The organism is Nonomuraea sp. NPDC050680 (genome assembly GCF_040654555.1).
In the GTDB taxonomy this organism is placed as follows: Bacteria; Actinomycetota; Actinomycetes; order Streptosporangiales; family Streptosporangiaceae; genus Nonomuraea.
The window spans coordinates 767342-779483 of record NZ_JBFAIF010000001.1 but is presented as its reverse complement, the minus strand read 5'-3'; the positions used below and the strand labels follow the sequence as shown (position 1 = coordinate 779483).

The following is a 12142-nucleotide window of genomic DNA, read 5'->3' as shown; positions in this document are numbered from 1 at the left end:
AGTTTCCCGCATGGCAGCAGAAGGCGGCGTCCAGTCCGTACACAGGGCGATCGGCATGCTCGACTGCTTCGGCGGCGGGGACGTCTCGCTCAGCCTGTCCGACCTGTCCCGCAGGATGGAGCTGCCCACCTCCACCGCGCACCGCCTGGCCAAGACCCTGACCGGCGCGGGTTTCCTGGAGCAGGAGGCGCGGACGGGCCGCTACCGGCTCGGGCCGTCGATCACGGAACTGGGTCAGCTCTCCTTTCACCGGCGCGGCCTGCACCGGATCGCGCCCGAGCTGGCCGAGCTGGCCCGTGTCACCTCCGCAACGGTGGACCTGGCCGTCCGCAACGACAGGCACGCGGTCATCCTGAGCGGCGGCTCACTCAACCGCGACAGCGGCATCGGCCTGCGCCGCCCGCTGCACTCCACGGCGCTGGGCAAGGTACTGCTGGCCTGGGATCCGGAGGGGAAGGCGGACCTGGCGGCGCTCGGGCCGCTGCCGGCGCTGACCGGCCGCACGATCGTGGACCACGGCGAACTGCGCGCCGAGCTGGACCGGGTACGCGAGGCCGGGTACGCGCTCAACGACGGGGAATCGGGCGACGGGATCCGTACGGTCGCGGTGCCGGTGCTCGACCGGCTCAACCACGTCCGCTACGCGCTGGCCGTGCGCTCCACGCCGCTGGTCATGAGCGACGCGCGGATCGGCTGGTTCGTCGCGCACACGCGGGCCTGCGCGCGGGCGCTGGAGGTGCTCCTGCTCCCTCCGGCCGAACGCAGGCCACGCGCTCGGGACTGATCACACCCCGGGCTGCTCGCCGCCTGGTGACGGCCGGGATCGTAGGCTGTGCGGTTGTGGGAGATGGTCGGCCGGGGTGGCGGGACGTGTCGCTGCCGGGGATCCTGGCCGTCGCGCTGATGGCGCTGACGGTGTCGCACAGCTTACCGGCGGCGCTCACGTGGGTGGCTGAGCCGGGGTCGCCGCTCGCGGCGGGGAGTCCTCTCGCGACCACGTACGCGATGCTGGGCTCGGGAGCCGCCTGCGTCGCCCTCGTCTTTCGCCGGATCACGCCGGTGTGGGCCTTCGGGGCCACGCTCGCGGCAGCGGTACTGAGCATCAGCGCAGGTGGCGGTGGCGTCCTGTCAGGGGTGGTCACCGTGATGGTGGCGCTCCACGCGCTGTCCCTGTATCGCACGGCTGGGGTCGCCGCGGTCGGCGCCTGCGCCGCCACGCTGCTCGGTGCCGCGCTGACAGTCGCTGCCGGCGCAGGGGCGAAGATCGTGGCCGGGATCGCGTTCCAGGCGGCCGCCATGGCGGCGGTGGTCTGGGTCATGGGGAGGTCGCGACGGCGGAGGCGAGCCGGCCGATCGGCTGTCTCGGCCTATCGCGCGGGCTCGGCGTCTGTGCCTCGACTCGCCGCCGGTGCGGAACGGCGGCGGCTGATCACGGAGTTACATGACGTGGCCGCGCATCGGCTCACCGGCATCGTGGTGTCGGCCGCCACCGCCACGCGGCTCACCGATCCCGAACTCGCCGCTGCCGCCACCCGGCACGCCGCCGAGGCCGGGCGCCAGGCTGTGACGGAGCTGGACCGCCTCGCCGAGGCCGGGCGCCGGGTCGTGACGGAGCCGGACCGTCTCGCCGAGGCCGTCGAACCCATGACTGCCGTCCAACCCATGACTGCCGTCGAATCCATGACTGCCGTCGAATCCATGACCATGGAGGACATCGACGCACTCGTCGCCGAGCACATCGGCCTCGACTATCGGCGCACCGCCGCCGGCGCGCCTCCGGAAGTCATCTCCATCGCCTACCGGGTGGTCCGCGAGGCGCTGACGAACGCGACCCGATATGCCGCGGGTGCCTCCCGGGTTCGGCTCGACATCCTGGCCGGACACCTGGTCGTCACGGTCACCGACGAGGGTGGTGACGCGGCGGCCCCTGACCTGGGGACGGGCAACGGGCTGGCCGGACTGCGCTCCGCCGTGCATTCCGTCGGCGGCACGTTCTCAGCAGGGCCCAAGGACGGCACGTTCTCGGCAGGGCCCAAGGACGGCACCTTGTCGGCAGGGCTCAAGGACGGCACCTTGTCGGCAGGGCCCAAGGACGGCGGCTGGGAGGTGCGGGCCGACTTCCCCTTGGACCCGTCCGCTCCTACGCCGGTCATGGCCAGGGCGAGGCGGATGGCTGATTGGCGGGGGTCCAGGGCGCTCGACGGAGCGCTGGTCGTCCTGGCGATCGCGCTGACGCTGGGCGCGAACCTGCTACCGGGCGATGACCTCGACCCCTTCGCCGCCCCCCTCCCCGGCCTGCTGCTGGCGTTGCTGTTCGCCCTGCACGCGCTCCCCCTGGGGTGGAGGAAGAACGCGTCCCGCCAGGGCCTGGCGGTCACGCTGGCCGCCGTCCTGGTCTGGCTGTGTCTCGACCTGGCGGGGTGGCCAGGACCGCCGGTCAGCGACATGTTCCTGTGGTGCTGCTGGATGGAGCTGGCGCTGCTGTACGCGATCGGCACCCGTACACAGTCCCGGGACTGGCCCGCGCCGGTCGTGATGGCCGGGGTCGGCGGGTTGGCACTCGTCAGCGGGGACGGCATCACGGGCGATCGGCCGGCCGCGTGGCTGGTGCTGACCGCTGTGCTGGCCGTACCGGCTGTGGCGGCCTGGGGCCTTGGGAGGTTCGTCGCGGCGCGCCGCAGACGGCACAGGACGGCGCTCGCGCGGGAGCGGGACCTGCTCGAGCGCGCGGCGGTCGTGGCGGCGGCGGCCGAGCGGCGGCGAATCGTCGGAGAGCTGCGTCGTACGGCTCGTCGGCATGCGCAGCGGGTGGTCGACGGAGCCGACGCGGGGCGGTTGGACGTCGTGCTCGCCGAAGCCCGAGCCGGATTGACCGCGCTGCGGGAGCTCATGGAGCAGGAGCGGGACGATGGTGACGAACCGCCGCACACGGTGAGTGGCATCGCCGTCCTGACGGCGCGACGCGGTGGCGCGGCCCGCTACGTCGGGCTTCGCCGGCCGCTGCCGCCGGCCGTCGAGGTCACCGCCTATCAGGTCGCGAGGGAACTGCTCGCCGACGGCGCGGCCGTGGCCGTGACCGTGACCTTCCTCGACGGGGGCGTCACGGTGTCTGGTCGGTCGCCGAGCAGCGGCGGGCGACTGCGCGCGCTGGTCGACGCCGCGGACGGTACGCTCATCGTCGCCGACGACGGCTCGGCACGGGTGTGGCTGCCGGAGGTGTCCCTCACATGATCAGCGTGGTGGTCGCCGACGACCAGGCCGTGGTCCGGGCGGGGATCAGCGCCTTCCTGGACGCCGAGCCGGACCTGACCGTGGTCGGCCAGGCGGCCGACGGGGAGGCGGCCGTGGCCCTCGTGACCTCGCTCCGGCCCGACGTCGCGCTCATGGACATCCGGATGCCGGGCATGAACGGACTGGCCGCCACCACCAGGATCACCGCCGAGGTTCCGGCGACGCGGGTCGTCGTGCTGACCACGTTCAATCTCGACGACTATGTGTTCGCGGCCTTGCGCGCCGGTGCCGCCGGATTCCTGCTGAAGGACACCGACCCCGAGCGGGTGATCGACGCGGTACGCGTGGCCGCGGGAGGCGACGCGCTGCTGGATCCGGTCGTGACCCGGCGGCTGATCGACCATTTCGCCACCGGCCCGGGTCCGGCCGACGCCGGACGGCTGTCCGTTCTCACCCCCCGCGAGACGGAGGTGCTCCTGCGGGTGGCGCGCGGCCTGACCAACGCCGAAGTCGCGCTCGCGCTCGGTCTCAGCCCCGCGACCGTGAAGGACCACGTCGCCGCCGTGCTCAGCAAGCTCGGCGTGCGCGACCGGGTTCAGGCCACGATCGTGGCCTACGAGACGGGCCTGGTACGGCCGGGAGCCGTCTGACCCCAGGCCACGACTCCGCCACGGCCGGGAGCCGTCTGAACCGCCTGCTCGGAAGCCCGGGCGGTATCCGCCTGGAAGCCTGGGCGGCATCCGCCGGGAAGCGGGGGCGGCATCCGCCGGGAAGCGGGGGCGGCATCCGCCGGGAGGCGGGGTTCCGGCAGGTGAAAGACGGTTCTGAAGGGCCAGGAAGCGGCCTTTTCCCGCTCCTAGCGTGATCTCCATGGCACGAACCTTTCCACGCCGCCTCCTCGGCGGCGCACTCCTCTTGGCCGCACTCGTGGTGGCGCCGCCCGCCGGGGCCGCCGGCTTCCTCGCCACCGCCGCCATAAGCGCACATATCCCGATACTTGCGGCCGCTGGGCTGGTGACGATGACCGGCACCGGCTTCCTGCTCGCCTCTCCGGCGCTCAAGCTCCTCGGCGCGCGCCGGAGCCGCATGGTCGCGCTGCTGGCCGCTGTCGGCTTGACGGCCGTCATCGCCGGGCTCGCGGCGGCCACCGTCTTCCGGCCAGGCTCGGCCCCGAGCACCGCCCCGGCTCCCGAAGGCGTCCGTTTCTGGGATCTGCCGACCGGGTCCAGGATCGCGTACGTCCACGCCGCCGCGGCCGGCAAGCCCCGCCCGACACCAGTGATCTTCCTCCACGGCGGCCCAGGCACCCCAGGAGAGGGGATACCGGTGGGCGGTGAGGCCCTGGCCGCGGCGGGTTTCGACGTGTACGCCTACGACCAGCTCGGCGCGGGGCGCTCCACCAGGCTGGACGACGTCACGGGCTACACCGTCGCCCGGCACGTCGCCGATCTCGAGGCGATCCGCCGCGTCATCGGCGCGGACAAGGTCATCATCGTCGGCCAGTCGTGGGGCGGGTCGCTCGCGGCCCAATACCTGGCCGCTCATCCCGGGAACGTCGCCAAGGTGGTCTTCACCTCGCCGGGCACGCTCTGGCCGGGCGCGAACCCCGACAACGATCTCTCGCAGCTACTCACGCCGGCGCAGCGGGAACGCCACGACGAACTGACCGAATCACCCCGGATGCTCACCACGTTCCTCTTGCTGGGCATCAATCCCGAGGCCGCGCACGCCCTGGTCGGCGATCGGGAGGCGGACGAGCGCTTCCACGAGCTCGCTCTGGTGAGCAAGGACGCCGGCTCCTGCCCCGGCACTCCCTCACGAGAGCCGCATGGCAACCGCCAGGGCTTCTACGTCAACCAGGTCACCAGCGAGGACTTCCGCCAGGTCCCCGACCCCCGGCCCGAGCTTCGGCGGATCGGGGTGAAAGCGCTGATCATGCGTGGTAGCTGCGACTTCATCCCCTGGAAGAGCACGTACGAGTATCGGCGTACGCTGCCCGGCTCGACGCTCGTGCCCATCGCGGGGGCGGGACACGCCATCGCGGGTGACCAGCCCGCCGCCTACACCCGGCTTCTCCAGGCCTTCCTCACCGACCGGCCCCTTCCCCTGCCCGCCCACGACTCGGCCGATCCGCCCCGCTGACAGCGACCCGCTGACGGCGGTGCCCTGCGACGTCGTCGGCAGGCGCTCGGCGACGGTGTCTCAGCCAGAAGACGAGCAGCAGCAGGGCGACCGCCGAGGGGCCGGCGAGTGCGAGATGGCCGGTGATGCGGTGGATGATGTCCGGAGCCAGGAAGCGGCTCAAACTCACGAGCGTCGCCGCCCAGGCGGCGGCGCTGGGCAGACTCGCGCACGCGAAGGCACGGTACGACATGCCGGACCAGCCCGCGAGACGGGGAACCAGCGTGCGAGCGCTGCCCAGCCATTGCCCGGCCAGGACGGCCCAGACCCCACGCCGCACCAGCAGGCGGCGGCCGTGCTCCCAGAATCCCGCCAGAGCGTCGCGCCGCTTTCCCAAGACGGGCCGCTTTCCCAAGGCGCGCCGTCTTCCCAGAGTGCGCCGCTTTCCCAAGGCGCGCCGTCTCCCCAGAGTGCGCCGCTTTCCCAAGGTGCGCCGCCGTCCCATGAGGAAGGACAGCTGCGTACCGGTGATCGCCGCGAAGGCGGCCACCGCGATCGTCGCGCCCAGCGGCACCACGCCGAGATGTGAGAGATAGCCGAGGGCCACGAGCACGCTCGTCCCCGGCAGGAAGACCCCGATCAGCAGGCCGGCCTCAGCCACGATGAGCAGCCAGCCGACGATGAGCACCAGCGGCGGTGAAAGCTGCCCCAGCAGCTCAGACATCGAGCACCGGCCGCCGGCACACGTACGTCATTCCGGGCGGGAGGTTGCGCCAGACCGGCCCGGTGGTCAGGACCTCCTCGAAGGCGGACCGGAGCCGCCGCCGGAACGCCCTGGACCTCGGGAGCGGCATGGCGTACAGGTAGGTCACCGTGGTGAAGGCGGCGCCCGGGGCCAGTACGCGACCGATCTCGTGCAGGATGCGCGACTGGCGGGGGCCAGGGAACAGCGACCACGGGAGTGTGCTGACCACGGCGTCGACCCGGGTCACGCCGGCCGCCGTCAGAAGGGCGCCCAGCTCCACCGCGTCGCCGTGGATCACCTCCAGCCACGGCTTGGCGCGGCGCAGGTGGGCGACCATCGAGGGCTCGACGTCGATCGCGAGCTGGCGTGCGCCGGGCGGCAGCCTGCGCCGGATGACCTCGCTGATCGACCCCGTACCCGGCCCGAGCTCCACCACGACCGGGGCCCCCGAGGACGGCACCACCGCCGTGAGCGCCCGCGCGAGCGACGGCGAACTCGGTGCCACGGCGCCCACCACACCCTGGTTGCGTACGGCCACCGACATGAAGGCCCGCAGGTCGGCGGCCCCGTTGGTAGCTTTCGCCGACCGCAAGGCAGCTGTCTCGTTCATGGAGCAATGACATCGGCGGCGCCGCCGCGGGCGCACGGAGAGAGGACCTACTCTTCGGAGTAGGGCTGGGCATACCTCCGAAGTAGTGCGGGACCCATCGGAAGCGCCCCCGCCACCCCCTTATCTTTTGGGGGTGCGACCACGACAGGCCTGGCAGGCGCTCGCCCGGAGAGATCTGATCCTCTCCTCCTTGCCATGGCGCGCGATGGCCTACCTCGTCACGGGGGTGGGCGTCGGCGTGATCGTGCTCGCGCTGTGCCTGGGCCTGCTGGTCACCGGTGCTGTGCTGAACCTGGTGCTGATCGGCATCCCCGTGGTGCTGGCGCTGGGGTTCGGCGGCGTTCCGGTGGCCGTGCTGGAGCGCAGGCGCCTGCGGATCATCGATGGGGAGCCGGTCACGACTCCCCATCGCGTGCCCGCCCGGCCCGGCCCGCGCGCGTGGCTGGAGTTGCGTTTCAGGGAGCAGGCCACCTGGAGGGAGCTGGCCTACACCGGGCTCCTGGCCCTGGTGCTGTGGCCGGTCGAGTTCGCCATCACGCTCTACGGGCTGGTGGTGCCCGTCGTGATGATCTGTACGCCGCTCGCCGTCGGTGAAACGGGCTCGATCAACGTCCTCAAGCTGTGGCACGTCGAGGGCTATCCCCAGGCGTTCCTCGTGGCGGTGCTGGGAGTCGTCGTGCTGATCCTCACCATCTATCCCCTGACGGCGCTGGCGATGGCACACGCCATGCTGGCCCGTTTTCTCCTCACCCCTCGAGACGACGAGCAACTGGCCGAGCTCACCCGTTCCCGCACCCGCCTGGTGGAGGCCTTCGAAGCCGAGCGGCGGCGCATCGAGCGGGATCTGCACGACGGCGCTCAGCAGCGGCTCGTGTCGTTGACGATGACGCTCGGGCTGGCGAAGATGTCGGACGGCGAGGAGGCCGCCGAGCTCGTCGACGAGGCGCACAAGCAGGCGAAGCTGGCCTTGGCCGAGATCCGCGACCTGATCAGGGGCATCCACCCGCGCATCCTCACCGACCGAGGTCTGCCCGCCGCGCTGGCGGACGTGGCCGACCGCTCTCCGGTGCCCGTGGAGGTGTCCGTCGAGTTCTCCGAGCGGCTGCCGGGGTCCGTGGAGTCGATCGCCTACTTCGTCGTCTGCGAGGCGCTGGCCAACGTCGCCAAGCACAGCAAGGCCCGGCGGGCCACGGTCGACGGGCGGTTCGAGGGCGGGCGGCTCACGGTGGAGATCCGGGACGACGGAGTGGGCGGCGCCGACGCCTCGGCCGGCACGGGGCTGGCGGGCCTGGCCGACCGCGTCTCCGTGGTCGACGGCAGACTGATGTTGTCCAGCCCCACCGGGGGCCCGACCCTGTTACGGGTGGAGATCCCTTGCGCGTCGCACGTTCCCTCAAGATAGTCGTCGCCGAAGACGCCGTGCTGCTGCGCGAGGGACTGTCCGGGCTGCTGGCCCGGTTCGGTCACAAGGTGGCCGCCTCCGTCGGAGACGCCGACGCCTTGATCACGGCCGTCGCCGAGCACCGGCCCGACATCATCGTGACGGATGTACGGATGCCGCCGGGTTTCTCCGAGGAGGGGCTACGCGCCGCCGTCGCGCTGCGCACCGCCGACCCCAGCCTCGCCATCCTGGTGCTCAGCCAGTACGTCGAGCAGACCTACGCCTCCGAGCTGCTCGACTCCGGAGACGGCACCGGGGTCGGCTACCTGCTCAAGGACCGCATCGGCGACGTCGAGGAGTTCTTCGACGCCCTGCACGCCGTCGCGGCGGGCGGCACCGTCGTGGATCCGGAGGTGGTCAGGCAACTGCTGCGCCGCCGCCGCGGCCCGCTTGAGCGCCTCAGCCCGAGGGAACGAGAGGTGCTCGCCCTGATGGCCGAAGGACGGTCCAACACCGCGATCGCCCGGGAGCTGGTCATCTCGGAGGCCGCCGTGGGCAAGCACATCGGCAATATCCTCACCAAGCTCGACCTGCCCCCCGCCGAAGACGACCACCGCCGCGTACTCGCGGTCGTCACCTACCTACGAGGGTGAGGCCGCCCCTCGACCCGGCGAACACCGGCTCGTTCGCGCCGGGACATCGGTGGCGCTGACCCTGTGCGGGGCCGAGCGCCACCGGCGCGCACGCGTCAGCGGAAGTCGGAGACGCGGAATACGGCCATCATGTCCTTGGTCCTGCCCCCGGAGGAGAAGGACGCCTCGGCGCCCACCCAGCCGCGGAAGGCTCCGCTGTCGTCGATGATCTGTTCAAGCGGCTTGATGTGGGAGTTGCCCGAGTAGCAGAACTGCTTGGCTTCCATGGCCAGGCAGGTGCACCAGTGCCACAGGGTGTCGCGGCGATCGCTGTTGGAGACCTTGACGAGGTAGTACTGGATGGAGCTGACGTTCGCCTTGGTGCCGCCGCCGACGTTGGGGCAGCCGCCGGACTTCTGGCAGGCGCCCGGGGACGACGGCTGCAGGTACGTCAGGCACCAGGTCGTGGTGGCGCAGTTGCGGAAGGAGGACTGCTTGAAGACCTGACCGTCCGACTTCACGATGTGGTTGCCCGCCCAGGAGACCAGGTCCTGCTTGAGCGTTCCGGAGAAGGCCCGCACGGAGCTCATCGCGCGGCGAGTGCTGAGTGAGGCGTTGCTTCCGTAGCCGTATCCGTTGGTGGCCAGGGTGCCGCCGGCGAACTGCAGCTGGGCGAGCTTGCCGTCAGGCGACAGCTTCACGCGCCACTTCTCGGTCCAGGTCTGGGCGATCTTCCACCTGATGCTGACCACGTCGCCGGCCAGCGTGTACGTTCCCGTGCGGGATTCGTCCGGGGCGCCGGTGAAACCGGCCGCGGTCAGTACGTCGCAGGCGCGTACGCGCGTGCTGGAGCCGCCCGCCTTGGTCGCGCAGCTCGAATCCGGGACGACACCGGTTTTCTGCCTGCCCTCGGGGTTGCGCTGCCACCAGAGGTAGGTGTTCGCGCTGACGGTGCCGCCGGCCTTGAACTGGTACGTACCCAGACGCACCCAGTTCTGAGTGGACCCGGCGCGCAGGAAGCCCTGCGAGACCACAAAGTTGGCCTTCCCGCCGGGCAAGGACGACTGGGATGGTGCGGCGCTTGCCGAACTGGCCACGGTGGCCAACATGGTGAGCGTCGCGAGCACGGCGGTGAGAACTGCGCGCACGAGAACCTCCTTGAATACGGTCTTTACCGATTCTTGCCTATGCGGCCCTCCGATACCTGACTGTTTGACTTATGTTCATCGCCGTCAGTCACGATTGTTGGAACTCCCGGTCTGCGGTTCAGGCCGGCAGCCGGGCGAGCCAGCCGGTCAGGATCTCGTTGACCTCCGCACGGCGTTCCTGCTGAACCCAGTGGCCGCAGCCGTCGAGGATGTGCGAGGAGACCAGGCCCGGCAGGGTCGCCGGGAACGCCTTGATGGCGGAGGCCAGCCAGGTGGTGGAGGCGTCCAGCGCGCCGCCGATGAACAGGGACGGCTGGGTGATGGGGGCGCCGTCGAAGCCGGCGAGGTCTTCCCAGTCCCGGTCCATGTTGCGGTAGCGGTTGAGCGCCCCGCTCATGCCGGTCCGCTCGAACTCCGCGGCGTAGGCGTCGAGGTCGTCCTCGCTGAGCCAGGCGGGCAGCCGATCGGCGGGGAAGCGCTCGCGCAGCGTCCCGCCCCGGGACACGAGAAGCGGATGGGGGGCGTCGGCGGGTGGCATGGTGTCGGCGGACAGGGCGGCGTAGAGGCCGGCGAGCCAGCCGCGGACGTCGGGCTCGATCTCGGCCTCGGCCCGGCCGGGCTCCTGGAAGTAGCCGACATAGAACTCCTCATCGCCGCCCATGCGCGCGAACATCTCGCTGGGTCGTGGCCCGCCGCGCGGGCTGTACGGCACGCTCAGCAGCCCGACCGCGCGGAAGACGTCCGGCCTGACCAGGGCGGAGTTGGCGGCGATGGGCGCGCCCCAGTCGTGGCCCACGATCACCGCCGTCCGCTCGCCCAGGGCGTGCACCACCTCGACGTTGTCCTCGACCAGGTCGAGCATCCGGTACGCGGCTATGTCCGCGGGCTTGGAGGAGCGGCCATAGCCACGTACATCGACCGCGGCGACCCGGTACCCGGCCGCGGCCAGCGCCGGCATCTGGTGGCGCCAGGAATACCAGGACTCTGGGAAGCCGTGCACCAAGAGCACCAGCGGCCCGGAGCCCTGCTCCACCAGGTGGATGCGGCCGGCACGCGTCATGACCAGCCGATGTGTGAGCTCTGTGTCCGAAGCGGGCGGCATCATCGATCCTCCAAGCCTGTGAGCTCCGTGTCAGAAGCGGGTCGCACCATCGATCCTCCAAGACTTTCCCCGGCCGAAAGCCACCGGTCGGCGGCTTTCGTGGGAATCATCCGGGAGGCCGTGAGGGCGCCGCGAATCGGGTTGCCGTTTCGGCAAACCCGCTCGGGGATACTACGCCGCGTTGGCTCGGGATCAGCGCGTTCGGCGCCAGAGGGACGGGCTGAGGCCGCGGGCGCGCTTGAAGGCCACGCTGAAGGCGAACGGGTCGTCGTACCCGACCGCACGGGCCACGGCGGCGATGGTCATGTCGGTGTCGCGGATCAGGTCCGACCCCAAGGTCATCCGCCAGCCGGTGAGGTAGGTGAGCGGGGGTTCGCCGACCAGGTCGGTGAAGCGGGCGGCGAAGGCGGCGCGGGACATGCCGACCTTGGCGGCCAGCGCGGCGACCGTCCACCGGTGAGCGGGATCCTCGTGGAGCAGTCGCAGCGCGTCGCCGATGGCGGGAACGGTCAACGCCCGATACCAGGCGGGCGATGCCGCCTGGGGTGCGGCGCACCAGGCCCGCAGCGCCAGCACGAGCACCAGATCCAGCAGCCGGCCCAGGACGGCGTCCTGACCGGGCTCCTCGCGGGCGATCTCGGTGGCGAGCAGATCCAGCGCTGCCCGGGTACGGGGGCCGGCGGGGATGACCGCGAGCGGCGGGAGCATGGTCAGCAGGCGGTCGCCCACATCGCCGTAGAGGTCGTAGCCGCCCCTGATCAGGGTCGTTGCCCCGGGCAGACCGTCGCCGTAGGTGCGCGGGGCCAGCCTCCGCTGGGCCCCCGGCGGCGCTTCGCTCCCGTCGAGAAGGTGCTTCCTGCCCTTGTAGAGAACGACCTGGGGTGGGGTGGACGGGTCGTCGGCGATCGTGTGACGACCGGTGCCGCTGATGAGGGCGAGATCGCCCGCGGACAGGCGTACCGGTGCGGCATCGGCCTCGTCGAGGCGGACCGACGCGTGGCCGCCGAGCGTGGCCACGATCGTGAGCGGAGGAGCGTCGGCGAAGGTCAGCGACCACGGTGGCCGCTGGATCAGCTGCCTGATCATCGCATTGCCGGCGCGGGCCCGATGCAGCAGATCGCTCAGGACGTCCATGCGGCCCACCGTAGACGATCACAAAGGTATTCCGGACT

Annotated in this window: 11 protein-coding genes; 6 read left to right on the top strand and 5 right to left on the bottom strand. The window is 71.4% G+C overall.

Annotated features, from left to right (window positions below; all coding sequences use genetic code 11):
* The first annotated feature begins 10 nt into the window (after positions 1–10).
* From AB0H88_RS03685 to AB0H88_RS03670, 4 genes are all read left to right on the top strand, one after another.
* Positions 11–784, top strand: coding sequence for an IclR family transcriptional regulator (locus AB0H88_RS03685; protein WP_357640828.1), 774 nt, complete (start codon positions 11–13; stop codon positions 782–784).
* A gap of 56 nt (positions 785–840) precedes the next feature.
* The gene (locus AB0H88_RS03680; RefSeq protein ID WP_357640825.1) at positions 841–3231 is read left to right on the top strand and encodes a histidine kinase; all 2391 of its coding nucleotides are present in this window, start codon (positions 841–843) and stop codon (positions 3229–3231) included.
* Positions 3228–3881, top strand: a complete 654-nt coding sequence (locus AB0H88_RS03675) for a response regulator transcription factor (protein WP_357640823.1) — start codon at positions 3228–3230, stop codon at positions 3879–3881. Before AB0H88_RS03680 ends, AB0H88_RS03675 begins: the two co-directional genes overlap by 4 nt.
* A gap of 220 nt (positions 3882–4101) precedes the next feature.
* A complete protein-coding gene (locus AB0H88_RS03670; protein ID WP_357640822.1) occupies positions 4102–5373 on the top strand; it encodes an alpha/beta hydrolase in 1272 nt (423 codons plus the stop codon).
* Here the strand turns inward: AB0H88_RS03670 and AB0H88_RS03665 are convergent.
* Positions 5318–6076 carry a DedA family protein gene (locus tag AB0H88_RS03665; RefSeq protein WP_357640820.1) on the bottom strand — a complete coding sequence of 253 codons (759 nt, stop codon included), beginning with the start codon at positions 6074–6076 and terminating at the stop codon, positions 5318–5320. The genes AB0H88_RS03670 and AB0H88_RS03665 overlap by 56 nt on opposite strands.
* Positions 6069–6707 (bottom strand): methyltransferase domain-containing protein, encoded by a 639-nt coding sequence (locus tag AB0H88_RS03660; RefSeq protein WP_357640818.1) that lies wholly within the window; start codon positions 6705–6707, stop codon positions 6069–6071. The genes AB0H88_RS03665 and AB0H88_RS03660 overlap by 8 nt, the downstream gene beginning before the upstream one ends.
* 133 nt (positions 6708–6840) lie before the next feature.
* On the opposite strand from AB0H88_RS03660, the gene AB0H88_RS03655 reads away from it, so the two are divergent.
* Positions 6841–8109 carry a sensor domain-containing protein gene (locus AB0H88_RS03655; protein ID WP_357640816.1) on the top strand — a complete coding sequence of 423 codons (1269 nt, stop codon included), beginning with the start codon at positions 6841–6843 and terminating at the stop codon, positions 8107–8109.
* Complete coding sequence (locus AB0H88_RS03650) at positions 8082–8741, top strand: response regulator transcription factor (protein ID WP_357640814.1); 660 nt, start codon at positions 8082–8084, stop codon at positions 8739–8741. The genes AB0H88_RS03655 and AB0H88_RS03650 overlap by 28 nt, the downstream gene beginning before the upstream one ends.
* A 95-nt stretch (positions 8742–8836) precedes the next feature.
* Here the strand turns inward: AB0H88_RS03650 and AB0H88_RS03645 are convergent, their stop codons facing one another.
* The 3 genes from AB0H88_RS03645 to AB0H88_RS03635 form a co-directional block, all read right to left on the bottom strand.
* Positions 8837–9868, bottom strand: a complete 1032-nt coding sequence (locus AB0H88_RS03645) for a hypothetical protein (RefSeq protein WP_357640811.1) — start codon at positions 9866–9868, stop codon at positions 8837–8839.
* A 118-nt stretch (positions 9869–9986) separates the two neighbouring features.
* The gene (locus AB0H88_RS03640; protein ID WP_357640808.1) at positions 9987–10928 is read right to left on the bottom strand and encodes an alpha/beta hydrolase; all 942 of its coding nucleotides are present in this window, start codon (positions 10926–10928) and stop codon (positions 9987–9989) included.
* 234 nt (positions 10929–11162) lie between these two features.
* The gene (locus AB0H88_RS03635; RefSeq protein ID WP_357640805.1) at positions 11163–12104 is read right to left on the bottom strand and encodes an AraC family transcriptional regulator; all 942 of its coding nucleotides are present in this window, start codon (positions 12102–12104) and stop codon (positions 11163–11165) included.
* Positions 12105–12142: the final 38 nt, after the last annotated feature.

Bases quoted from the DNA above. Each gene is read 5' to 3' on its own strand.
- AB0H88_RS03670 (WP_357640822.1), top strand. From the start codon at position 4,102: ATGGCACGAACCTTTCCACGCCGCCTCCTCGGCGGCGCACTCCTCTTG.
- AB0H88_RS03685 (WP_357640828.1), top strand. From the start codon at position 11: ATGGCAGCAGAAGGCGGCGTCCAGTCCGTACACAGGGCGATCGGCATG.
- AB0H88_RS03640 (WP_357640808.1), bottom strand. From the start codon at position 10,928: ATGACGCGTGCCGGCCGCATCCACCTGGTGGAGCAGGGCTCCGGGCCG.
- AB0H88_RS03675 (WP_357640823.1), top strand. From the start codon at position 3,228: ATGATCAGCGTGGTGGTCGCCGACGACCAGGCCGTGGTCCGGGCGGGG.
- AB0H88_RS03635 (WP_357640805.1), bottom strand. From the start codon at position 12,104: ATGGACGTCCTGAGCGATCTGCTGCATCGGGCCCGCGCCGGCAATGCG.
- AB0H88_RS03665 (WP_357640820.1), bottom strand. From the start codon at position 6,076: ATGTCTGAGCTGCTGGGGCAGCTTTCACCGCCGCTGGTGCTCATCGTC.
- AB0H88_RS03660 (WP_357640818.1), bottom strand. From the start codon at position 6,707: ATGAACGAGACAGCTGCCTTGCGGTCGGCGAAAGCTACCAACGGGGCC.